Source organism: Desulfoconvexum algidum (genome assembly GCF_055382125.1).
Genome location: NZ_AP042394.1, coordinates 192,902 through 216,729 on the forward strand (window position 1 = coordinate 192,902; position 23,828 = coordinate 216,729).

General features: G+C 47.7%; 22 protein-coding genes and 1 pseudogene. 12 read left to right on the forward strand and 11 right to left on the reverse strand.

Annotation, left to right across the window (positions count from 1 at the left end):
* Positions 1 to 81 precede the first annotated feature (81 nt).
* Together pnp and ACZ45G_RS00855 are read left to right on the forward strand one after the other, a co-directional pair.
* On the forward strand, positions 82 to 2,172 hold the full coding sequence (gene pnp / locus ACZ45G_RS00850; RefSeq protein WP_464174715.1) for a polyribonucleotide nucleotidyltransferase: 2,091 nt from the start codon (positions 82 to 84) through the stop codon (positions 2,170 to 2,172).
* Complete coding sequence (locus ACZ45G_RS00855; RefSeq protein ID WP_464174716.1) at positions 2,159 to 2,971, forward strand: MBL fold metallo-hydrolase; 813 nt, start codon at positions 2,159 to 2,161, stop codon at positions 2,969 to 2,971. The genes pnp and ACZ45G_RS00855 overlap by 14 nt, the downstream gene beginning before the upstream one ends.
* A gap of 10 nt (positions 2,972 to 2,981) precedes the next feature.
* Here the strand turns inward: ACZ45G_RS00855 and ACZ45G_RS00860 are convergent, their stop codons facing one another.
* From ACZ45G_RS00860 to ACZ45G_RS00885, 6 genes are all read right to left on the reverse strand, one after another.
* Positions 2,982 to 4,796 carry a hybrid sensor histidine kinase/response regulator gene (locus ACZ45G_RS00860; protein ID WP_464174717.1) on the reverse strand — a complete coding sequence of 605 codons (1,815 nt, stop codon included), beginning with the start codon at positions 4,794 to 4,796 and terminating at the stop codon, positions 2,982 to 2,984.
* A 197-nt stretch (positions 4,797 to 4,993) separates the two neighbouring features.
* Positions 4,994 to 5,179 carry a CooT family nickel-binding protein gene (locus ACZ45G_RS00865; RefSeq protein WP_464174718.1) on the reverse strand — a complete coding sequence of 62 codons (186 nt, stop codon included), beginning with the start codon at positions 5,177 to 5,179 and terminating at the stop codon, positions 4,994 to 4,996.
* A gap of 7 nt (positions 5,180 to 5,186) precedes the next feature.
* Positions 5,187 to 5,621, reverse strand: a complete 435-nt coding sequence (locus ACZ45G_RS00870) for a DUF3842 family protein (protein WP_464174719.1) — start codon at positions 5,619 to 5,621, stop codon at positions 5,187 to 5,189.
* Positions 5,622 to 5,887: 266 nt separating this feature from the next.
* Complete coding sequence (locus tag ACZ45G_RS00875) at positions 5,888 to 7,696, reverse strand: ABC transporter ATP-binding protein (RefSeq protein WP_464174720.1); 1,809 nt, start codon at positions 7,694 to 7,696, stop codon at positions 5,888 to 5,890.
* A complete protein-coding gene (locus ACZ45G_RS00880; protein ID WP_464174721.1) occupies positions 7,686 to 9,413 on the reverse strand; it encodes an ABC transporter ATP-binding protein in 1,728 nt (575 codons plus the stop codon). The genes ACZ45G_RS00875 and ACZ45G_RS00880 overlap by 11 nt, the downstream gene beginning before the upstream one ends.
* A gap of 164 nt (positions 9,414 to 9,577) precedes the next feature.
* The gene (locus tag ACZ45G_RS00885; protein WP_464174722.1) at positions 9,578 to 10,429 is read right to left on the reverse strand and encodes a DMT family transporter; all 852 of its coding nucleotides are present in this window, start codon (positions 10,427 to 10,429) and stop codon (positions 9,578 to 9,580) included.
* Positions 10,430 to 10,596: 167 nt separating this feature from the next.
* On the opposite strand from ACZ45G_RS00885, the gene ACZ45G_RS00890 reads away from it, so the two are divergent.
* The 3 genes from ACZ45G_RS00890 (at position 10,597) to ACZ45G_RS00900 (ending at position 12,709) form a co-directional block, all read left to right on the forward strand.
* Positions 10,597 to 11,568, forward strand: a complete 972-nt coding sequence (locus tag ACZ45G_RS00890; RefSeq protein WP_464174723.1) for a patatin-like phospholipase family protein — start codon at positions 10,597 to 10,599, stop codon at positions 11,566 to 11,568.
* A gap of 230 nt (positions 11,569 to 11,798) precedes the next feature.
* Positions 11,799 to 12,254, forward strand: coding sequence for a tellurite resistance TerB family protein (locus ACZ45G_RS00895; RefSeq protein WP_464174724.1), 456 nt, complete (start codon positions 11,799 to 11,801; stop codon positions 12,252 to 12,254).
* A 32-nt stretch (positions 12,255 to 12,286) separates the two neighbouring features.
* Positions 12,287 to 12,709, forward strand: a complete 423-nt coding sequence (locus ACZ45G_RS00900) for an acyl-CoA thioesterase (protein WP_464174725.1) — start codon at positions 12,287 to 12,289, stop codon at positions 12,707 to 12,709.
* Here ACZ45G_RS00900 and ACZ45G_RS00905 read toward each other — a convergent pair.
* The gene (locus ACZ45G_RS00905) at positions 12,656 to 13,021 is read right to left on the reverse strand and encodes a hypothetical protein (protein ID WP_464174726.1); all 366 of its coding nucleotides are present in this window, start codon (positions 13,019 to 13,021) and stop codon (positions 12,656 to 12,658) included. The two genes, ACZ45G_RS00900 and ACZ45G_RS00905, sit on opposite strands and share 54 nt — an antisense overlap.
* A 47-nt stretch (positions 13,022 to 13,068) precedes the next feature.
* Between ACZ45G_RS00905 and ACZ45G_RS00910 the strand changes: the two are divergent.
* From ACZ45G_RS00910 to ACZ45G_RS00940, 7 genes and pseudogenes are all read left to right on the forward strand, one after another.
* Positions 13,069 to 13,263, forward strand: a pseudogene (locus ACZ45G_RS00910) (hypothetical protein); the annotation flags it as partial.
* Positions 13,264 to 13,434: 171 nt separating this feature from the next.
* Positions 13,435 to 14,250, forward strand: a complete 816-nt coding sequence (locus ACZ45G_RS00915; RefSeq protein ID WP_464174727.1) for a ZIP family metal transporter — start codon at positions 13,435 to 13,437, stop codon at positions 14,248 to 14,250.
* A gap of 56 nt (positions 14,251 to 14,306) precedes the next feature.
* Positions 14,307 to 14,777: a phosphohistidine phosphatase SixA gene (gene sixA, locus ACZ45G_RS00920; protein ID WP_464174728.1), complete on the forward strand. Its 471-nt coding sequence runs from the start codon at positions 14,307 to 14,309 to the stop codon at positions 14,775 to 14,777.
* A gap of 48 nt (positions 14,778 to 14,825) precedes the next feature.
* The gene (uvsE, locus tag ACZ45G_RS00925) at positions 14,826 to 15,770 is read left to right on the forward strand and encodes a UV DNA damage repair endonuclease UvsE (protein WP_464174729.1); all 945 of its coding nucleotides are present in this window, start codon (positions 14,826 to 14,828) and stop codon (positions 15,768 to 15,770) included.
* 417 nt (positions 15,771 to 16,187) lie between these two features.
* Complete coding sequence (locus tag ACZ45G_RS00930) at positions 16,188 to 16,985, forward strand: hypothetical protein (RefSeq protein ID WP_464174730.1); 798 nt, start codon at positions 16,188 to 16,190, stop codon at positions 16,983 to 16,985.
* 570 nt (positions 16,986 to 17,555) lie between these two features.
* The gene (locus tag ACZ45G_RS00935) at positions 17,556 to 18,059 is read left to right on the forward strand and encodes a ferritin-like domain-containing protein (RefSeq protein ID WP_464174731.1); all 504 of its coding nucleotides are present in this window, start codon (positions 17,556 to 17,558) and stop codon (positions 18,057 to 18,059) included.
* A 64-nt stretch (positions 18,060 to 18,123) separates the two neighbouring features.
* Positions 18,124 to 18,345 (forward strand): hypothetical protein, encoded by a 222-nt coding sequence (locus tag ACZ45G_RS00940; RefSeq protein ID WP_464174732.1) that lies wholly within the window; start codon positions 18,124 to 18,126, stop codon positions 18,343 to 18,345.
* A gap of 50 nt (positions 18,346 to 18,395) precedes the next feature.
* Here ACZ45G_RS00940 and ACZ45G_RS00945 read toward each other — a convergent pair whose 3' ends face one another.
* Genes ACZ45G_RS00945 through glpA form a run of 4 tightly spaced genes read right to left on the reverse strand, consistent with a single transcriptional unit; the run spans position 18,396 to position 23,801 of the window.
* Entirely contained in the window at positions 18,396 to 19,241 is an 846-nt protein-coding gene (locus ACZ45G_RS00945; protein WP_464174733.1) for a CoB--CoM heterodisulfide reductase iron-sulfur subunit B family protein, read from the reverse strand.
* Entirely contained in the window at positions 19,238 to 20,923 is a 1,686-nt protein-coding gene (locus tag ACZ45G_RS00950; protein ID WP_464174734.1) for a 4Fe-4S dicluster domain-containing protein, read from the reverse strand. Before ACZ45G_RS00950 ends, ACZ45G_RS00945 begins: the two co-directional genes overlap by 4 nt.
* Positions 20,920 to 22,227: a glycerol-3-phosphate dehydrogenase subunit GlpB gene (gene glpB, locus ACZ45G_RS00955; RefSeq protein ID WP_464174735.1), complete on the reverse strand. Its 1,308-nt coding sequence runs from the start codon at positions 22,225 to 22,227 to the stop codon at positions 20,920 to 20,922. The genes ACZ45G_RS00950 and glpB overlap by 4 nt, the downstream gene beginning before the upstream one ends.
* On the reverse strand, positions 22,224 to 23,801 hold the full coding sequence (gene glpA, locus ACZ45G_RS00960) for an anaerobic glycerol-3-phosphate dehydrogenase subunit A (RefSeq protein WP_464174736.1): 1,578 nt from the start codon (positions 23,799 to 23,801) through the stop codon (positions 22,224 to 22,226). Before glpA ends, glpB begins: the two co-directional genes overlap by 4 nt.
* Positions 23,802 to 23,828 lie beyond the last annotated feature (27 nt).

Sequence of the window (23,828 nt, forward strand, 5' to 3'; positions counted from 1 at the left end):
AGTGGTTTGATTGCAAAGATGCGGGTTTATTATTTGTAAGGTATCTCAAGGTCTCCGCCTTTTTTATTATTAGGAGAAATTATGGAACAAACGAGAACAGCAACCATCGGCGGAAAAGAATTTTCCATCACCACCGGTAAAATTGCCAAACAGGCATCTGGATCGGTTATTGTCCAGTACGGAGAAACCAGGGTAATCGTAACGGCTGTGGCGGCGAAGAACCCAAGAGAAGTAAGCTTTTTGCCCCTTACGGTTGAATACCAGGAGCGGATTTATGCTGCCGGTAGAATCCCGGGCAATTATTTTAGACGGGAAATCGGCCGGCCTTCGGAAAACGAAACTCTGAGAGCCCGGATGATTGATCGCCCCATTCGTCCCTTGTTTGAACCGGGGTATAATTTTGAAACCCAGGTGATTGCAACGGTTTTGTCCACGGATAAACTTTGTGATCCCGGCGTCCTGGCCATGGTGGGAGCTTCCACTGCCCTTGAAATATCTGATATCCCCTTTAACGGCCCCATTGCCGGTATTAAAGTGGGTCGGGTGGATGGTGAGTTTATTGCCAACCCCACACCCGAACAAATGGAACTAAGTGATATCGACCTGACCGTTGCCGGTTCAAAAACCGGTGTGGTAATGGTGGAAGGCGGCGCCAATATCGTATCTGAAAAAGATATGCTGGATGCCATCTTTTTTGGACACGAATCCATGCAGCCCCTCATTGATCTCCAGGTGGAACTCAAAAAAACCCTTGGAAAAGAAAAAAGAGTCTTTGTCCCGGCAGCAAAAGATGAGGCCCTGGCAGAAAAGGTAATTGCCTTTTCCACAGACAAGATTCATGAGACGGTTCAGATCAAAACAAAGATCGAACGTGCAAAAGCCTTGGGCCTTTTAAAAGATGAGGTAAAGGCGCATTTTGCAGATGAATATCCAGATCAGATCGACGAGGTCAAAGAGGCATTCAGCAAAGCCGTAAAATCTGTCAGCCGTAACATTGTTCTGACAGAAAACAAGCGGATTGACGGTAGGGCTTTTGATGAGATTCGCGATATCAATTGTGAAGCGGCTTGCCTGCCAAGACTCCATGGATCCGCTATCTTTACCCGGGGGGAAACCCAGGTACTGGGTGTTTTGACCCTTGGTTCCGGCAGGGACGAGCAGCGCATCGAAACCCTGAACAACGGAGATACCACCCGGTCTTTTATGCTTCACTATAACTTCCCTCCCTTTTCAGTGGGTGAAGTTAAACGGGCCGGCGGCCCCAGCCGTAGAGATATCGGCCATGGTGATCTGGCCCATAGAGCACTCTCAAGAATTTTGCCTTCGGCCGAAGATTTTGAATATACCATTCGCCTGGTGGGAGAAGTCATGGAATCCAACGGTAGTTCTTCCATGGGAACCGTCTGCGCAGGTACTCTGGCCCTCATGGATGGCGGGGTGCCGATTAAGGCGCCTGTTTCCGGTATTGCCATGGGCCTTGTAAAGGATGGGGATAAAACCGCTATCTTGTCTGATATTCTGGGAGATGAAGATCATTTCGGAGATATGGATTTCAAGGTGGCCGGCACCACAGAAGGCATTACCGCCCTTCAGATGGATATCAAGATCAAAGAACTTTCCAAGGAGATCATGGAAACCGCCCTGGCCCAGGCCCGGATCGGTCGGATTCATATTCTGACTGAAATGATGAAAACCCTTGATAAAACAAGGGAGAACCTGTCTCCCCTTGCTCCTAAAATTGTGAGCATTCAGATCAACAAAGACAAAATCCGGGACATCATCGGACCTGGTGGCAAGGTGATCCGTGCGATTCAGTCTGAAACCAATACGGTTCTTGAGGTGGATGATTCCGGTATCATTAAGATTGCTGCTGAAAACCAGGAAGATTCCGACGCGGCCGTAAAAATGGTATCTGATATTGCCATGGATCCCGAAATCGGCGCCATCTACCAGGGTGAAGTGGTAAAAATCACTGATTTTGGGGCCTTTGTTAATATTAAGCCTGGAACCGACGGCCTGGTTCATATTTCAGAACTGGCCGAGCATCGGGTCAAACAGGTCACCGATGTGGTAAAAGAAGGCGAGATTATCAGTGTAAAGGTTCTTGACATTACACGGGATGGAAAAGTTAAGCTGAGTTACAAAGCAGCTTTAAAAGATGAAGCAAAATAACGCTTTTAGTATCTGTCCCCTTGCCAGCGGCAGCAAGGGGAACTCTGTATTCGTTTCCACTCCGGAAACTGCCGTATTAGTGGATGCAGGGCTGTCCGGTGTTGAAATTCAAAAACGCCTCACCTTGGTGGGGCAAACACCGGAAAAGCTCGCCGGTATCATCATTACCCATGAGCATTCCGATCATGTAAGAGGGGCAGGGATATTGAGCCGCAGGTTTAATATCCCTGTCTATATCACCCCCCAGACCTTTGCCGCTTGTAAAAATCTGGGAAAAATCGACCATCTTCATTTTTTTGAATGCGGAAGTTCCTTTTGCATTGATGAGCTGCAGGTTGCGCCTTTTTCCATTTCCCATGATGCCACAGATCCTGCCGGGTTGACCCTGTCCTTTAAGGAAAACAAAATTGGCATCGCCACGGATCTTGGCATTGTCACAGGGCTTGTCAGGGAACATTTAAAAAATTGCCAGGTGCTGTATATAGAATCCAACCATGATCCAGAGATGCTTCTCAATGGGTCCTATCCCTGGTTTTTAAAACAGCGGGTCAAATCAAGAACAGGGCATCTGTCCAACATGGATACCCGGGCGCTTTTAACAGATATACTCGGTCAAGAGCTGGATCCTGATGTTAAACCAGCACTTCAGCATGTGATTCTTGCCCATTTAAGCGAAGAGAATAATTGTCCCAAAAAGGCTGCTATTGAAGTGGCCAAGGGGCTTAATGGTTCCGGGGTCTCCCTGCATGTGGCAGGACCGGATCGCCCCGGGGAAATGATCCGGCTTTTGCCTGTCTAACCGTCTGATTTTAAATTTCGGCTGTCGCCGACAGGTTTTGGATCTGCTCTGCCAGCATCTGGCTGCTAACCGGTTTTATCAAAATCTTGTCAAAGATGTTTTCATCGGATAACTCGGTAAACCCGGAACATAAAATCATTGGAATGTCGGGATTTATTTTTTTGATGGCAATTGCCAAGAGGTCACCGGTCAGGCCCGGCATCTTTTTATCGGTGATCACTATATCAAAGAAAAACGGGGTTTTTTCAAATCGTTCCTTTGCTGCCAGGGGATCTGTAAACCCGATCACCTGGTAACCGAAGTTTTCCAAAAACCGGGTATAAATCTCAACCAGTTCCGGTTCATCATCAACAAAGAGGATGGTTCCCTTTCCCCTTGGATCCGTTTCTATCTCTTCTGTCTTTTCCATAATAGTGAGGGGGGTATGACAGGCCAGATAGACCATGAAGCAGCTGCCTTTACCCGGTACGCTTGATATCATAATCTTTCCGCCATGGTCCCGGATGATGCCGTGGGCAATGGAGAGTCCCATGCCCGTCCCTTTGCCGATTTCTTTTGTGGTGAAATAGGGTTCAAAAATTCTGGGGATCTCATTTTTTTGAATGCCGCATCCCGTATCTTCCACTGTCAGTTCAATATAATTTCCAGGTTCCAGAGAGGTAAATTCAGGTTTTTTTTGGGCAATGGGGAAAAACTTGGCCCCCAGGGAAATTTTTCCCTTTTTTTTATCATGGTCCAGTTCAATGGCGTGCATGGCGTTTGTCAGCAGGTTCATGATAACCTGGAAAAGTTTTGTTTTGTCCGCCAAAACAAGAAGAGGGGTATCCGGGAGGGATGTGGTCAGTTCAATGGTGCCGGGGAGAGCAATCTTAAAAAAATTAACACATTCCCGGATAATTTGGCAAAGATCACAGGCCTCTTTATGGGAAGGGGTCTGGCGGCTGAAGGACAGAATTTGATGGACGATTCCCTTGCCCCGTTCGGTGGCCTGGCAAATATGTTCGAGGTTTTCATAGACCGGATGGGGTTTGTCCAGGTCCAGAAGGGAAAGTTCGGCATACCCAAGGATCGCCCCGAGAATATTATTGAAATCATGTGCAACGCCTCCTGCCAGGGTGCCCAGGGCTTCCATTTTTTGGGAATGATACAGTTTTCTGAGCAGCTCTTTGTTTTGTGTTTCCGCCTGGATGCGGGTTTTAATTTCATCCTCTAATCGGATGCGTCCTTTTTTTTCGGCCTGGACCATTTGAGCGATTTTGTTGATGAGAAAGGCAACGGAAAGGGCTGCGACGGCATTAATGCAAATAAAATTTACGCCGACAACAATCCAGATGGCTATTGGGTCCAGCTGGAGTTGCTGCCAGGGTAACGCCCGGTTATGTACAAACAGGCTCAGCACCAGCAGGGTAACAAGGTTGATCCCCAGGGAGACCAAAGCAGGCCTCATCCCCAGAAGGACCCCTGTCATAATGGAGAACATGAGCAGCCATAGAAAACCTGCCCCATTGGGGCCCAGAAAAATGAGCAACCCCACGCCAAGGATATAAAACAGGGAGAGCAGTCCCAGGGATTTATTGAAAAAGGAGATCTGTTGTTTTATCGCCAATAAAAAAACACCCCCAAGGATGAGGGTGTCCAGAAACGCAATCCCATAGAATTTATAAAGAACAGAATAATAAATACTGGGCAGATAGGCGATACAACCAAAGATGGCAAAGCCCAGAAGCAAGTAGTGTAAAAGCTGTTGACGAAAATGATCGATGCCGCTTTCTTTTGCCTGCCGGGGTAAGGCCATAAGATCTATAATTTGTTTTTTTAAAATCATTGGCATCCAAGGTTTTCTGAGTATGCTTAAAGTTACCAGATCATACCGCATTTCACCATAAGAAAATTGAATTTTTGGGATGCTCTAAAAGTGGCGGTGCTGGTGGCATTGGGATATCGGGCAGGGGAACCGCCACCCCGTCTCCGCCACTCCCTGGACCAATTAGTTGAATTTACATAGGAAATCTCCTACCCTATTTAAGTTTTAATATATACCTTGTGATCCACAAGGGAAAGGGAATGAACATACCCCTTGATAAACTTCTGTTCACCGAAGATTGATACCAAAATAACGCCGTCTTCTACCGGTTCTACCTTGTCCACGGCTTCCATCACCAGTTTTTCCTTGTCTTGTTCCATGATATAAGCATTTGCTTCACACATAACTTTTTTACTCCTTGTTTAGAAATGATAAATGAGTATCAATGAGTTCATCCACCAGTTGGGGTAGGGGCAGCCCGGTCACACCGACAATGGCGATATTCTCCTGGGTCAGGGGCAAAAGCACTTTTCGGGCATTGGAAAGACAGATGGCTTGGGCCATTTCCCCTGTGACTTCACCCATCATGGCATGGGGCATGATAATACCCACGGGTCCGATAATCACGTCTGCTTTTTTAACGGTCTGTACAATGGCATTGCTGCCGGATGCGCCTTTGTTTGCTCTTGCTTTGAGCATTTGAGCCGTTGCAATGGCATTGGTGCCCAGGGCAATCACTTCTACTTTCTCATCAAACCGCTCTTTGATACGTTTGATGATGGTAGAACCGATGCCGCCACCCTGGCCGTCAATGATACAGATTTTTTTCCTGGGATCTTTATCCATAATAAACCTTTGTTTAAACACAAACGCTTTAACCCATCCGAACCGGCATGTAAAAAAACCACGCAAAGCTGGCGTGAGAATATACGCAAACCTTCGTGGTTAAATCATTTTTTTGTAATATTTAGGTGACTATAATGGCAGGCTTCATGTCTGCTAATTAAATTATTTTCAAATAAAATCTGTCAGCTGTCAAGCATTATGTTTTTGTCTGTATAAAAGGGAGGAAATTTTTATTCTCTTGTGAGGGTTTAACCGGGTGTTCCGATTCAGATCATTTCTTTTTCCAGCAGGTGATAGTATTCCCCCTTAATGTCCACCAATTTCATGTGGGAGCCCTGTTCCCTGATGATTCCTTCCCTGAGCAGCAGAATCTGGTCACATTCTCTTATGGTGGAAAGCCTGTGGGCAATGATGATGGACAGTCTGCCTGCCATGAGTTTTTTCATGGCATCGTGAACTTTTTGCTCTGACTGGGAATCCATGTAGGAGGTGGCTTCATCAAAGATGATCAGATCCGGGTCAAAGGCAAAGGCCCTGGCAATGCAGACCAATTGTTTTTCCCCGGAGGAAAGGGGGCGTCCCCCTTCTCTGATTTGGGTATCAAGACCTGCAAATTTTTCAAATAAAAAGTGGCAATTGGCTTTTTTCAGAGCGGACTCAAGAACCACATCCGCTGACAAATTTTTTCGGGGGGTTATATTTTCCCTTACCGTTCCGGAAAAAAGGACGGGGTCCTGCATGACAAGAGCAGTTCTACTCCGGATATCCTTGATGTTCATTGAGTTATGGGGGATGCCGTTGATGAGGATTTGTCCTGAATCGGGCTGGTAAAAACCTGTCAACAGATTGATGATGGAGCTTTTTCCAGATCCTGTCTGCCCCACAATGCCAATGGATTTTCCCTTTTCAAGGGAAAAATTTATTTGTTTGAGTACCGGTTCTTTGGGGGTATAGGAAAAATTGATTGTTTCAAATTTTATCCTGTCAATGTTTTTAAGGGGGCTGCGGGTTTTGGTGGTTCGTTTTTTTGCCTTTGGTTGTTGCAGAACCAGGATGATCCGTTCCGCTGAGGCCAGGGCATTCTGGAGCAGGTTGAATTTTTCCGACAAGTCTCTCAAGGGTCTGAAAAAAAGTTTTATATAGCTCAAAAAGGCAACCAGTTGGCCCAGGGTCAGGGTATGGTCCATCACGGCAAAGCTTCCTGTCCAGAGGATGAGAGCAATGCTGATGACGCTTAAAAATCCGATAAAAGGCATGAACATGGCAAAGATTTTGATTTGGAACATGGCTGCTGTAAAATGGGCCTGGTTGAGCTGTTTAAACCGTTCCACGAAACGACCCTTGCTTGATGTGGTCTGGATGATTTTTACGCCGGTAATCCCTTCGGAAAAACTGTGATTGATTTCAGCAATTTTCTGGCGGATGGTCCTGAAAGCGTTCCTTAAAATTTTTGAAAAGACCAGGACACTTATGATAATCACCGGAACGACCAGGGAAATGGTTGCGGCCATCCGGACATTGAGAAAGAACATGACCACAAGAATTCCGATCAGCAGGGCCAGGTCTTTAAAGATGAAGACCAGGACACTTGTGAACATTTCATTCATGTTTTCAATGTCCCCTGCCACCCGGGATACCAGGCGACCGCTGGAATTTTTATCATAATATGCCACCGGTAGTTCTGTCATATGGGCGAACAGGGCCGTCCGCAGACGCAATATGATTTTTTGACCCGTGTATTCCATGAACATGCTCTGACAAAAATCAATGACAAAGGCCGTGCAGGTAATGGCTCCAAAAATCAGGCAGAACCGGGTGAATGAGGTGATCTTAACCCCTGCAAGTGTTACCCCGGGTTCTAAGCCCACGGGCAGGATAAATCCGTCAAAGGCCTTCTGGGTTAAAAGGGGCATGACCAGTTCAAAAAAAGTGACGGCAAAGACCAGAAGGGTGGTCAAGCAAAGCATCCAGGCATAGGGTTTGATAAAGGGCCACAGTGCCTTTAAAAGGGTGAGGTTGTTTAAGGTAATTTCCTTTTCTTCCACGGCAATTGTGGCTTGGGGATCAGTTTTCATGGTGCGCCTCAAACTGCTGGACCCGGAAGGAATCCGCATAAAATTTGTTGGACTCGATCAGGTCCTGATGACGTCCCTGCCCGGTTATACGTCCCTTGTCCAAAATATAAATCCAGTCACAGGCAGCCAGGGCGGAAAGCCGATGGGAAATGATGATAAAGGTGGCCTTTGGGTTCATGCGCTTGAGCCGGTTTATGATGGTCTGGGCGGTCTGGGTATCCAGCTGACTTATGGGATCATCTAGAATAATGATCGGCTTGTCAATGATCAGGGTCCGGGCCATGGCCACCCGCTGTTTCTGGCCGCCGGACAAGGTCACTCCCCTCTCCCCCACCAGGGTGTTCAGTCCGTCGGGCATGGCCTTGATGGTGGCGGTCAGGTCGCAGGCCTGGATGATCTGGTTGATGCGTTCTTTTCCAATCTTTCGTCCCAGGAGGATGTTTTCCTCCAGGGTGCCTGAAAAAAGAAAGGCTTCCTGGGGCATGAAGGCAATGTGATCCCTTATATGGTCCGGGTCCAGGCAGGAAATCTCATGGTCATCAATGAAAAGGCTTCCTGCGGTAAGGTTGTAAAGTCTGGGAATCAATTGGACAAGGGAGGTTTTCCCGCTGCCGGGCGGGCCTGTGATCCCCACCCGGGTTCCAGGGCTGATATCCATAGTGATGTTGGCGAGTACCGGATGCTGCGGGTCATGGGAAAACTGCGCCTGGTTAAAGCGGATCCGGCCCTTTATGGTGACGGGCCGGGCCGGGGATTGGGGGGATTGCACCAGGGGTTTTGCATCCAGCAGTTCATTGATTCGTTTCAAGGAGGCCATTCCCCGTTGAAAGAGATTGGTCATCCAGCCAATGGCGATAATCGGCCAGGCCAATACCCCCATGTATTGAAGAAAGGCCACAAGCTCCCCTGGGGTAAGGCGTTGCTCCATGACCAGAAATCCGCCGTAGAACAAAATGATTAAGGTGGACAGGTTAAAGAAAAGAACCAGCATGGGCCGGAGCAGGGCGCTCACAAAGGCCCGTTTCAGGTTTTTCTTAAAATAATCGGTGGAGGCCAGGGTTACCTTTTTTTCAATGGTTTTTTCAAAGTTAAACACCTTGATTACCCGGATACCGAAAAAACTTTCCCGGATCTGTTCGGTGAGCATGGAAAATGATTCCTGGGCTGTTTTATGAAGAATGTGCATTTTCTGGCCCAGATGCTTGGTGAACAAGATCAGAAACGGCATGGGGAGCAGGGCAAGGGCGGTGAGTTTCGGGTCGGTCCAGATCATGATGCCGATGGTGGTGCCTCCCAAAAGGAGGGTATCCACCAGAACAATGAGACCGAATCCAAAGGCCATGCGGACATGGGCAATGTCAGAGGTTGCATGGGCCATGATATCCCCTGTTTTCATCCGGTCAAAATAGGCCATGTCCAGCTCCAGGACCTGGCGGTAAAGATCATCCCGAATTCCTCGTTCCACATCCCTGGCACTTCCCATGAGCAATATTCGCCAGCCATACCGCAGGATGGCCATGGCAAGCCCTAGACCCGCAACGAGAAGGCATTGGCGCATCAAAATATATCGGTCAACCTGGGTTGTGGTCAGGGTATCCACGGCCGTTTTAATTACCTGGGGAATAATGAGCTGGGCCCCGTCCACCAGGATCATGCAGAGAATGCCTGCCAGGATTTTGTGCCAGTTTCGTTTAAAATAGGGTAGAATAAGTTTCAACAATAGCCCCTTGACGTGTTGATTTTGTGGTTTCCCTGTGTACACTCTATGTATGCCAGAGCCATTTGTCCATTGTCAATGTTTATTGAATCTGATTTTTCCATGATGTTAAGGGGGCTCTTTTTTCGGTAAGGATAGGCGTTTGGGGGGGACTTTTTTTTGTACTATCGTTCATAAATGGTTACGATCACCGCCAAAAGTATCAGTCCTGCACCGATATATCCCATAAATGTAAAATATTCTCCCAGAAAAAAATAGGCGGTGACAGCCGCCACCACCGGTTCACATGTTGCAACAATGGAGGCCCTTCCGGCCTCCAGATATTTAAGGCCCTGGTAATAGCAATAGTTGGCAAGAAAGGTGGAAAATAAGGCCATGGACACAATGGCAGCCCAGGCCACGGGGGACTTGTGTGAAAAGGTCACAAAGGGAAGGATTCCCAGGGCCCCAATGGGCAGCACCCATAGGAAAATATTGGCGCTGGAATACCTGGCGGAAAAATATTTTCCAATGGTATAGTAAAGGGAATAACTAAACCCGGCCGTAAGTCCGGAAAGAATGGCAATCCAGCCTATGGGTTCGCTGGCCTGGGTATTTCCCCCGGTTTTTGATATCAGAAACACCCCAAGGATCACAAGAACAACTGCCATGGATTTTATAAGGGTCAATTTTTCTTTATAAATAAAATAGGAACAGGCCACTACCCAGGCGGGTGCCGTATACAGCAGGACCGAAGCAAAGGCTGCCCCGGCTGTTTTTACTGCAAACTGATAGGAAATATAGAAAAGGGAAATGCCCAAAATACCAAATATGAAAAACAGGGGAAAATCTTTTTTATCCATGCGGGTTTCTTTTTTAAGAATGGCCTGGGTGCCAAAAAGAAGCCATGTCAAGACAGCCCGCCAGAAGGCCACTTCCATTGGCCCGATTCCCTGGGAAAAGGCAAAACTTGAAAAGATCCCGATAAGTCCCCAGCAGGTTGCAGCTGTTATGATAAAAAGATATCCTGTAATCATTTGGGTATTATTATCAGGAAAAACAAGGTTTGGAAAGCTCTGGACATTTTTGGGATTATATCGTCACCCCGGAAATATGCCATGTACTAAATCGATACATTGTCCTATTATATAAACAAGAATTGGAAAGGCCTGGGAATATTTTATAATTTCAAGGAAGCAAACTTATGGATACATATAAGGTTGGGCTGGTGCTGGGAAGTGGATCCTCCCGGGGGTGGGCGCATATCGGGGTGATCGAGGCCCTTCAGGATGCTGGCATCCCCATCCATCTTGTGGCAGGATGCAGTGTGGGTGCTTTCGTGGGGGCTATCTTTGCCAGTGGCGGCCTGGAGCAGTTGAAAAAATATGTCATTGACATGGACGGTGAAAGCATGTTCTCCTTTTCAGACCTGACCCTTATTCGATCAGGGCTCCTGGACGGAGATAAAAAACTTCGGGAACTCTTCTGCATGCACAGCAATAAAAAAAAATTTGATGAGCTGGAGATTCCCTTGAAAGTTGTTGCTGCGGACATGCATTCCGGAGGGCAGGTGGTCTTAGATTCCGGAGACTTGCTCAAAGCGCTTCGGGCATCCATGTCCTACCCCGGTCTCTTTGCGCCGATATACCACAAGGGGCGATGGCTGATAGATGGCGGAGTGGTCGACCCGGTTCCCGTGGGGATCGCCCGGGCCATGGGTGCAGACATTGTGATTGCCGTCAATCTGGATTCTGAACTGGTATCCCGCAGGCGCCACCATGAAATCGGTGTTGCGCCTGAAATTAAAAACTCTTTGGCCCGCAACGATTTTTTAAAAAAGCTGGCCGTCCGGTATGAAGCCGTGGAAAAAACGATTCGGGAACGCCTGGAGTTCCCGAAAAACAAGGAACTCAGGCCGCCCGGTACTCGCCAGGTTATCAACGCTGCCATCCAGCTCATGCAGGATCGAATCACCCGGGTTAATTTTGCGGTGAACCCTCCGGATATTCTCATCACCCCCCGCCTGGGAGATCTTAAAATGCTGGATTATGATCAGGTCGCGCATTCCATTGAAGAAGGCTACATCGCCACCCGGGACAAGATTAATGATATTCGGATGCTACTGGAAACACAGGTATCTCAAAATCATCATCAAGAGAACATCCATGAAAAATAATGGCAGGCAGATAGCCCTATGGCTGACCAATGTCTATTTTGACCATTTTTCAAGCATATCAGAAAGATGATTTCGCAATACCGGCTTTATTAGGGAAATTTGTATTCGGAGCAGAATCTTCCTCGTAATTTGATCCCTTGACCCGTTGTTTATATCCCCTTATAGTGGCAGAAAAAGTGAGTCAATTACCCCTGGCCATGGTCAGGATAAAAAAAGGATATTACAGGAAAATGTTTGATTTAATAAAAAAAATAATTGGCAGCAGCAATGGAAATGCCCAGACGACGGATCAGGATGTGATCAATGCCCATCTGGCCTTGACCGTACTGCTGCTTGAAGCCGCCTATGCAGACGGTGAGTGCAGTAAAGAAGAAAAAGAGCATCTGGTTGCAACACTTGTGACCGATTTTGGAATTTCCAGACAGGAAATCGATACCCTGCTCGCTGAAAGGGATAAAGAAGACAGAGAGTATGTGAGTCTTTTTCGCTATACGCGCTTCATAAACAACAATTTTTCCGAAGCGCAAAAAATTGACATAATGGAATCTGTCTGGCGTATCATTTTGCTGGACGATCACCTTGAAGCCCATGAGGACCACTTTGCCCACAAACTTGCAAACCTCCTTCAGCTGAACCATGGTCAATTGATCGATGCCAAGCTGCGGGCAAGAAAACAGCTTTCATGATTAAATCGCAGCAAAATTTTTAAAGGACCATCATGGCACGCATTGAAATTGAAATGATAGACCACTTTGTCTTTGTAACGGAACTTACGGTGAGAATGGCCGATATCAATTCGGCGAATCACCTGGGGCATGATGCCGTTGTTTCGCTTATGAATGAAGCCCGGGTACAATTTTTGGCCTCCCTGGGATTTCCGATACCAGGCGGTGAAGAAACGGGCTTAATTATTGCTGATCTTGCGGTTTCATACAAGTCACAGTCATTTTATAAAGATCGCTTAAAGTTTGAAATCGGAGCCGGTGACTTTAACAAATATGGCTGCAATATCTTTTACAGGGTAACCAACATTAAAACAGGTGACGTGGTTGTCCTTGCAAAAACCGGTGTTGTTTTTTTTGACTATTTAAAAAACAAGGTTACCCATATCCCAGAGGCATTTGTCTCTTATTTTATCTAAATATCTAAGCCATGGGCTGCTTTGGGCCGTCCCCCAAAAAAAATGACGGCTGTTATTGAGTTTTTGTTTTGTAAAGATCCCCATGCCGCCCTTGTCTTCAATCACCTGGGCCAGCAGATCCAGACTGATGTCTTTTGTTTGGTCCGCATACCCGTAAACAAGGGAGGTATCACATAATAAATTTATGATTCTGGGGATACCTGCAGCGGCAACAAATATTTTTTCAATAACATCCATGGGGAAAAGGGCGGGACTCCCGCCGGTTTTTTCAAGGCGGTAGGCAATATAAGCACCGGTTTCTTCAAGGGTCATGGCCGAAAGATGGTAGCTGACAGAAATCCGCTGGGCAACGCAGCGTCAGTTCTAAAACTGTTGACATCCATCGCAACAACCTGAAAAAGAAACTGAATATCCACACCATTGCAGGGCTGACCAAATTTGCTATTGCCAAGGGGCTTACATCGACCATTTATAACTTACCCACGGGCACGGAAAAAGACATATTAAAATATCCGGAAAAAAGAAGTTATAATAGAATACATGAACCCGTTTAGAAAAGGAACCTGGGTGGGCAGCTGTTAAAATAATGGAGATGTATGATTGGTTGACATGGGATTGATTTTTCTCTATAGTTTTTTTGTGAAAATTGAAAAGGTGGCCTAATTCGCAAACAATCAGGGCAACCATGAAACCAATCCCATTATTCGGTTAGGAAAGGAAATATCGTGATCGATTTTATTCAGCAATATGGCCCCATTACCCAGGCGCTTATGGCCACACTTTTCACCTGGGGTGTCACTGCGGCCGGTGCCGCAATGGTATTTTTTACAAAGAAGGTAAATCCCAAGTTTATGGACTCCATGCTGGGATTTGCTGCCGGCGTCATGATTGCGGCAAGTTTCTGGTCTTTACTTGCCCCGGGAATAGAAATGGCCGAGCAGATGGGACAGATCCCCTGGTTAACCGCCGTTATCGGATTCATGGGGGGCGGTATTTTTATGCGGCTCACGGATCTTTTTTTGCCCCATCTCCATCTGGGACTGAAGACCGAGGAAAGTGAGGGGATAAAGACCTCCTGGCAGCGCAGTACCCTGCTGGTGCTGGCCATCACCATGCATAATGTCCCCGAAGGCCTTGCCGTGGGGGTTGCCTTTGGGGCGGTGGCCGCTAATCTTCCGTCGGCGACCATTGGCGGCGCCATTGCCCTGGCCATTGGTATCGGTCTGCAAAATTTTCCCGAAGGCGCGGCTGTCTCCTTACCATTGCGCCGGGAAGGCATGGGGCGGACCAAGAGTTTCTTGATGGGCCAGGCCTCGGGCATAGTGGAGCCCATTGCCGGAGTCGCCGGGGCGGCATTTGTTCTTTATATGCAGGATTTTTTGCCCTATGCCCTATGCTTTGCTGCCGGTGCCATGATTTTTGTGGTGGTGGAAGAACTGATTCCCGAATCCCAGCGGACCGAATCACACATTGATACGGTCACCATGGCAACCATGATCGGGTTTACGGTAATGATGAGTCTGGACGTGGCCTTGGGGTGATGGGATCAAGCAAGTTTTCGGCCGTAACAATATAATAAATAAGGTGTGGTGGCAGTATGGCATTATTTTTAGTTCAGCACGGCATAAGTTTGTCCAAGGCGACGGACCCTGAACGGGGCCTTTCCGATCTTGGTATTGAAGAAACAAACCGGATCGCACCGGTGGCAAAAGGATATGGCATACCCGTTCAAACCATCGTTCATTCGGGCAAGAAGCGGGCGGAGCAGACAGCGGTTATTTATCACAGGGCCCTGGCACTGGAAACACCCCTGGAGGTGATTTCCGGCATCAATCCCCTGGACGATGTAAGGCCCTTTGCTGCCCGCATTGATCCTCGGGCCAACTGGATGGTGGTGGGCCATATGCCCTTCATGGAAAGGCTGGTTTCCTATTTGACCACCGGGTCTCAAGAGATCCGGGTCTATCGGTTCCAGAATTCCGGGATTGTCTGCCTTGACTGTGAACAAGGCAGGGATGGGGCGCCGGACTGGTTCCTCAAATGGACCCTCAATCCGAATATTACCTGATGTTGGGTTTGAGAAAAATTGATGACACTATTTAGGGGATAAAAACCGATGATCAGATTCGGGCTGTGCTGCATCTTTAAGGAACACCCCATCAAATTCAGGCGAACCACTGCCACCTATCTTTCAAGGTTTACCCCCGGGGAGCAGCGGGCAAGATTATCTGAACTTTGCTTGACCAATTCCCGGAGTTTAATGGGTGCCCTGGAATTTTGTCTTCAAAATCATATCGGTGATTTCCGGATTAACAGCCAGATTCTGCCGTTAAAAACCCACCCGGATGTTGGGTATGACATTTTTGATCTGCCTGATTCAGATCTAATTATCGACGCCTTCAAGGCATGCGGCATATTCAGCCGGACCCATAACATTCGGACTACCTTTCATCCGGACCAGTTTATTATTTTGTCTTCTCCAACCCCGGGCGTGGTGAAGCGCTCCATTGCAGATCTTGAATATCAGGCCCAGGTGGCCCAATGGGTCAATGCAGATGTGATCAATATTCATGCAGGCGGTGTTTATGGGGATAAGGCCTCCGCCCTTAAGCGCCTGGAACGAACCATTAAAACCCTTTCAGATCCGGTTAAAAAACGCCTGACCCTTGAAAATGACGACAGAAGCTATTCCCCGGAAGATCTTTTGCCCATTTGCAGGCGAATGGGGATTCCCCTGGTCTATGACGTCCACCACCATCGATGTTTAAAAGACCGCCTTTCCATAGCGGAAGCAACACTCAGGAGCGTTGAAACATGGGATCGGGAACCCGTATTTCACCTTTCTTCACCCAAAAACGGCTGGGAAGCACCCGATATCCGAAAGCACCATGATTATATCGATGTGACGGACCTGCCGGATTCCTGGCGTTCCATGGAAATCACCGTTGAGGTCGAGGCAAAAGCCAAGGAACTGGCCATCATAAAGCTCATGGAAGAATTAAACAGGGATCCCCATCGCCCTGGTTTCAACATTAACCCTTTTGGTGCCATCGATATTTAACCATTTTTATTTCCCGGCATTGCTTCTATTAGATTTTTTTGATTTGATTTAATCAATCCTTTAAGAATTCGATTTTGCTCAATTACTAGAAATACTTGCATTTATAAGATAATATATTTATTTTTTTAGTATTCATTCGGTTGGCATAAATATTGAAAATATTCTCTTGAAGATGTCATTGTTTAAACAAGTCATTGAACAGGTTGACTTTTGATTTTTTTATGCGAAAAAGGTTCAAATATGGTTATAAAAAGGTGCGTTGCATTCCTATTTTTCTTTAGTATATTCTTAACCCCTTCGGTTTCCAGTGTTTTGGGTTCTTACCCAATAGATGAGATAAAAACACCCCTGCGGATTTTCCAACCACAGATTCAATTGGGCCTTGACCAACCAATGGCGGTACAGCCGGAGTCTCAAGTGGTTAAAGGGGTCATTAAAACGGGAGATACCATCTTTTCCCTGCTGAACCGATATCTTCCCATGCAAACCATTTACCGGTTAAACCGTCAAAGCGTACAATATCTTTCATCCCACCAGGTCAAAAAAGGGCAGGCCTATAAATTCATTCTCCAGGAAGGCAATCTGATCGGATTTGAATATGAGAACAATAAACAAGACAAGTTAGTCATTCAAAGGGAGAAAATCGGTTTTTCCATCATGCAGATGCCATTAGAGTATGATAAAATTTTATCGGTGGTCTCTGTCCCCATTATATCCAGCCTGATAGAAGCGGTCAGAAAAGCAGGGGAACGACGAGATCTTGCATGGAAGCTGTCGGATATTTTTGTTTGGGATATTGATTTTTTCAGGAATATCCAGCCCGGTGACCAATTCGATCTCCTTATTGAAAAACGGTATCTGGATGGTAAATTTATGGAGTATGGAAACATACAGGCCGCTATTTTCATCAATAACGGCACACAATTTAAAGCGTTTTTGCATAAGGATTCAACCGGGAGGTCTGGATATTACGATGAAAATGGAATCTCCCTTCAAAAATCATTCACCCATCTTGCATTTTCTGGGATTTCATCCAAATCCACCTCCAAACAGATGCCTCCCATATTAAAAGAAAATTGTTCCGATTCGGGAACGGATTATGCGGTCTCCATCACTCTCGATGAAATGGAACAATTCCGGGCAAGAGTCAAAAAATTATCCCAAAAAATGTTAACGGTCCATTCACCCCACCCCTCAAATAAAAAATCAGTATAGATCTATCCAAACTCCAGAATGGGTCAGACGTTCCTTTTTGACTGTCAATTTTCCCATGAACAATGGCAGGGAAGATACCACCGAAAATCGGCAGGCTGCTTTGTGTAAGAATCGGGTCAACATGGTTGGCTGTAAAGTGATTTTCATCGCAACTCAAGATCAGTAATCCGTTGATTTATTCAATGGCTGAAACCTGACGGACAAGTGTCTTCAGGGCATCAATACTGCCGGTGGTTTCATGTTTTATGATCATGGGCCAATCCTTTTAAGCTGAAATTCAATCTGGCTTGATTGGTTTTAAAAAAGAAGTTTATCCTATTGTGGACCTAAGTGCCAATAATTGAGAAAGATATCATCTGTTGGGGCACAACCCGATGCCAGGCGCGCCATTGGCCAGGGTGCAGAACTGGCGGCACTTATTTAATTCGATATCCTTATTTTTTTCCATATTAAGGCTTGATTTTTAAGAAGGGACGTATAAAACTTAGGTCAGCTTTTATTTACCCAACAGAAACCGGATCGAGGTAGTCACTGGTAACCTTATCAATGCTCAACTTCAGGAGAAGACAGATGATGTATGATTATACGGCAAAAGAAGTGTTTGAAATGGCCATTCAAATTGAAGAAAATGGGGCTGCCTTTTACCGGCGGGCGGCAGAACTTCGGGAAGATGTGAGTGACAAGTTATTTTTAGAAAGCCTTGCCGACATGGAAGACCGTCACAAGGAAACATTTGAAGGCATGAAACAGCAGATATCGGATCTTGAAAAGACCCAAACGGTTTTTGATCCCCATGAAGAATTGCTGCTTTACCTGAAGGCCATGGCCGATTCCCACGGGGGAGAAGGGAATCCTGATATTCTCAGTCTTTTCAACGGCAAGGAGACCATGGAAGAAATCATTGTCACGGCCATTGACCTTGAGAAAGAATCCATTCTGTTTTATCTGGGGCTTGAGGACATGGTTCCGGCCAAATATGGCCGGGATAAAATTTCCGGCATTATTGGTGAAGAGAAAAACCATGTGGCCCAGTTGAGTGGCTTTTTGAAAAAAATACACGGTGCGAGCGCCTAGCACATGGGATATATGGTTTACAGCTGTCCGGCAAGTATGGATTTTAACCAATGTAAAGTCCTTTGTGCTGCCCTATATTAAACGGCTCAAGGAGAGTCGTTTAAGTGAAAAGGACCACACTCTGGTCCGCATACTCGACGATCAGCTCAATGATATCATGCCCCCTTTGATTGTGCGATTATCCAATGCCCACGTTTTGCTGACCCCCCAGGAAATGCAGGTGGTAACATTGGTGAAGGATGGTAGAACCACATCTGAAATTATTTTCAACAAGCGCCTTCCTTGAAAAATGATCGGGGATACAAACCGTTCTATATTCTATGGATAAACATTTTTTTATAAAGATGAAATCAGATTGTCTTCCAGGGAAATCCCCAAGGCCGCACCCAGGAAAGTGGGATAGGGAACGGCCGAAAGATTTTTTTTTGAAAAAATATGAGCTGCCTCTTTCCCCTGGTACTGGATCTGACAATGGGTACAGGCGGTGCAGATATACGCAGCGCCTTCCCGGCAGGCAGTTTCCGCCTTATGGGTGATCATTTTCAGGGCCAGCGCTTCATTGTCTTTGGCCACGGGGCTGCCGCAGCACTGTGTTTCCAATGACCAGTCAATGGCCTCAAGGCCTGTGATATTCACCAGGGCCTTAAATATTTTAGGTGCAGAGGGGGTGTCAAACCCGGTGACAGAAAAAGGTCGCAGGGCATGGCATCCATGCTGAAGGGCAATTTTTTCGGGTTCCAGAGGCCTTTTGATCTTTTTTTTCAGGGTATCTAACCCAATGTCATGGTACAAAAACGAAAGCATATGTTTTATTTCTGGCGGTTCCCTGGGGGTGCTATCAGGGGAACCCCGGTAAAAAAGCCCTTGTTCTGCCAGCAACCGGTCAATTTTATCCCTAAGCGCTTTGCTGTTTTCGTACCAGTACACCCCGTATTTAAGCTGGCCAAAGCAGCATTTGCAGGGCGTCATGATATCCAGGCCATATTTTTTTGCCAGGGCCAGGTTCTTTATGGCAGAAAAGACACTCACTTCAAGGTTTTTTCCCCGGGACGGATTTCCGCAGCAATTAAACGGCAGCCGGACAAGGGTCACCCCCAGTTCGGCCATGACCGCCTCCACTGCCCTTCCATAGGACTTGAGAAAAAAAGTAATTTGACATCCGGGAAAATAGGCCACTCTCATTTGTCAGCCTCCTGAAAGGTTAATTGGGACAATTTAATTTGTTCTGCCCTGTTTTGCCCCTGGGCGCGAAGCTCAAGAAGGATATCTGTTATCCGTATACCCTGGGGGCATAGTTCCTGGCAGGCATAACAGGTGAGGCAATTCCAGACCATGGGGGATGCTGTTGCTATCTCTTTTTTTCCCAGTCGCAACAGGTTCATAACCTGGTGGGGCCCCAGGTCCGTTTCATCGGGGTCATAGGCCACCACGGGACAGGCATTGGTGCAGATGGTACACTGGACACAATTTTCAAAGGATTCCACCCTGTCGGCCAAACCAGGAAGGAAAGGGATGGTGCCCGGGTCTTGTAAAGGAAGGGGGTGTTCTGTCCACTGGTCAAGGGATGTGTCAAAAACCTGGGTATAATTGTCCGGGCAGCCCAGACCTTCCATGAGGCGATCAGCCGATTCCCATAACCGAACCAGGTCAATACCCGAAGGGCAGATATCCGCGCACCGGCCGCACCGGGTACAATCATCATTTCCCGATCGCAGGAGGACTGCAGTTTTTGCATCCTTGAGCCCTTCTTTTGCCATGGCCTTGATGGCCTCAATTTTTACATGGGGCAGAATCCCTGCATTTCCTGTAATCTGAAAATTTGGATATACACTGCAGACCTGTGAACAAAATCCGCAGTTTGTGCAGGCCGTCAGGCTGAAGAAATCCAGCCCCTCTCCCCCTTGTTTCAGGCATTGGGGCGTGACCCGCTTCCGGGTACTTGCCACGGGAATGGCGATCAGATGAAACAGGGAAAAAGGAAGCAAGGCCAATAAAACAAGGATGAACCCATAATGGAGCCAGTACAGAAGATTGTCCACCCGGAAGCGGGCAAGTCGGTTGCCAAGTTCCTTTGCGATCCCTGCAAGGGGGGTTGAGACAAAAGCGCTGTCAGGTCTGTCATGGCAGTCCAGGCAGTATTCCTGGTTCATTTCTCTGCCCGTTTCAGACGTTCCTGCCTTAAAAGTTGTGTCTTGCACCACCAGGTGATACTGCTGGACCCAAAAGTGAGTCAACTCCATGAGACCGTTTTCTTCATCCAGGTCGGAATAGTCTGCTACCATCTCGTCAAACCGGGGTTCAGACATGATCCTTGTGGCTTCCAACAAAAATCCGGATCCCACAAGGCCCAGGATCAACAGGATGGATACGATCCCCTGGAATCGGGACCCCTTGTTTTGATTTTCCGGTTCCCCATTCATTCTGGATCTGTTTATACTGGAGGCACTTATATTGGACAGATCTGGCCTGAACAAAGGCAGGCGGCGAAACAAAAAAGTGATACATCCCAGACCAACAAACACACCCGCAAGATTTCTCAGGAACCTGAAGGGTGCAATCCCCGGCTGGTACCCATAAAAAAAACCCGAGGTCACATCATCCATGGCATGGAAAACCAGGAGATAGCCAAACCCGAAAACAACCAGAAAATGAGCCAGCCACCTCAATTTTCCTGCCCGGAACAATTTTATCTGAAACAGGGTGTTTAACAATCCCCCTTTGATATTGAGACCCAATTTTGTTTTTGCCTGAAACGTCCTGCCCTTTTCAAAAGACCGGTATTCTTTTGCAATGGACCTGAAACGATGGACAAGACCTGCCAAAAAAAGGACCAGACTACTGTATAAGAGAATTCGAAATATCATGATCCTGCCCCTGTATTTTTCTGGTAAAAAGCATCCACCGCAGTACAGGCAGAGACCAGGGAAACACCGACCCCGGATTTGAGCCGCATCCAGTCATTGTGGGCCAGAATACTGCCAACGGCGTAAAGATGGGGAAACATGGGCCGACCCTTGGGGTTGAGGGGCCTGAATTTTGAGTCGGTTTCAACACCGGCCTGATTTATTTTATGGCCCGCGCGGGATAAAAAATTTGTTCCGTGCCAGAGGTTACGCATTACCGGCTGGGACACATTCAAGTTAAACACCGTCTCCACAATCCGATCCCGGCGGGCGTGGAGACCATTGCCCAAGAATCTTCCCGTGGCAAGCACCACGCCTCTGGAAGAAATGGATAAATCCCGGCTGTCTGTGACACCGGTGCAGATAAATTTTTTGCCGTTAAATACAGGTGCCTTGATCATGGTATTGCTTAGAAATGTCACTCCTGATGAAGCCAATGATTGATCAAAGGCATTTTTCAGCCGCAATCCAGGAATGGAAGGGGGGATACCCGGAATTTCAAACAGGTCCAATCCGATCATCTTTTCCAGTTTTTCCTGGAGGCCAAGACTGTCATGAATACCGCAGACAGCCGGCATACCTGCAATATCTGCTTGATCTGAAAAGGGAAGCACCTGGTCGGCAAAAACGGCCTGTACCCGGGGATCTTCAAATCGTTCGGCCAGGACAAGAGGCGTAACGCTTGTCTTGACGCCCGGAATTTCAACACTTAAGGGGATGACATGGGACAGACGATTTTTAACCTTGGCTGCCACCTGCCTGGCGCTGAACCCCTGGAGGCCTTTTATGTCAATCACGAGGAGGCGTTTTTTCCCGTCCAAAAGACGGGTCCCTTTTTCCATGGTTCTGGGCACCATAAAACTGGGTTTAAAAGTACCCAGGGCCGTTAAAACCGGAAGATTCCGGCCCGAGGACAAATGGTAGGCAAGACCCGCTTTGCCCAGAACTTGTTTTAAGAACCCAAAATATTGAAGGATCTGTTCATGATGGGCACCCCCATAGGGATGGGCCGAATCATTTACTTGAAGCCAGGCAAATCCCTGGGCCGGGTCGTCCAAAGGCTCCTTTGCATCCATGGGATAAATTCCCAGATAGTCCATGAGCCCACTCACCAGAAGCAGTCCCCCGGAATTTCCGGCCAGCACCGTTGTCAGCCCAAGGTGTGCCGCCCGGGTAGCCGCAATCATACCGGCCAGACCCGCTCCGATGATCAGAAGATCGCAGTCCATGTCCATGTGTCCGCTCATCTTTGGTCCGCTCATCATTGATTTCCTGTTTGATCTTGTGGTTCCAGTTCAAGGCAGAATAGACCACAATGGATCATTTCCTTCAGGGAGGACTGGGCAAGGGCTGTTCCCCACAACAAGGCGTGTTCCCCCTTCCACCGTTCATTTAAAAAACGCCGGAGCCCATCTGCCCCTTCCGGTCCGGCCACCTCTTCCCGGTTGTACAGATGGGACAGCACCCGGACACTGCAAAAAGATCCCTGGCAGGGACCTTTGCCGATACGACTTCTTAGGGCAATCGCCAAAAGGTCTGGCTTTCCCCGGTTTTTACGGATGGTGGAAACAATGGCGTCAATGGCGCTGGCCGGTACCATTTCACATTCGCACAGCAGAGGGTCCCCTTTTGTCCGGGAAAAAAATTTCCGGCCCAGGGCAACCCCTGGCTCGGTCCATTCCCCTCCTGCTGTTTTGGGCAGGGTAAGGTCCCGGGTTTGACAGGCAGATGAAATGCCAAGCTTGCCACAGACCATATCTGAGGTTTTTTCCGCCATCAACCGGTAAGTGGTCAGCTTCCCCCCGGTAATGGTGATCAGATTATCCACCCCGTCTTTTGCATGATCCAGGAGGGAAAACCCCCGGGACACGCTTCGATCTTCGCCCCCCCCTGCACTGACCAGGGGACGGACCCCGCAATAGGCCCGGATATACCTGCGATGCCCCAGGGCGGGTATCATTTGTCTTCCCTGGTCGATAATCAAGTCCACCTCGTCAACACTGGAAAAAAGGTTGTCCGGAGAATCCATTCGCACAGATGTAGTGCCAAGGATGGATACCACGCCGCCGGGCATGAGGATATCACCGTCACTGGGATGTCTAAGTCGGTTAATGGCCCGGGTTGCCATTCTCCTGCCCGTGACCAGCAGGCTGCCCTTGGAATAGACCATGGGAATATGAACCCCGGCCCGGGCAGCCACATGATCAGCCCAGGCACCCGTGGCACTCACATAAATTTTGGCCCTGATTATAAACAATTCCCGGGTTTCCAGATTCAAAATTTTGGCACCCACAATCCTATGGTGTTCAAGGATAAATGCTTCCAGTCGGGCATGGTCATAATATTGCCCTTCCCGATTCAAAGCATCATTCAGGTTTTCAATGGAGAGTTTAAATGGATCAATGGCCGCATCTGGCACCCCAAAGGCGGCGATCAGATCCGGAGACAAACAGGGCTCCATTTCCCTGGCATCTTTTAAATCCAAGGGCTGGCAGGGAATGCCGGAACGCTGGCACATTCCAGGAAAATCAGCGATATAAGCCTCGTCATCTCCGGGTACCGCCACAAACATTCCACCGGCCTGCTCAATACAATGGGGGGCGATCTGCTTTAAGATTAATCCTTCTGCCCGGCATTCCATGGCAGCCTTGACATCTGTATGGACATACCGAGCTCCAGAGTGCAAAAGCCCGTGGTTTGCCCCGGAAGCACCGGCATTTAAATCACTTTTCTCAATAAGGATGACCTTGACCCCGCGAAGGGTGAGATCCCTTGCAATACCGGTCCCTGTTACACCGCCTCCGATCACAAGCACCTGGGTTTCGATTGTCTTTTCCATTGCAGATCCTTTTGGGTCCAATTACCC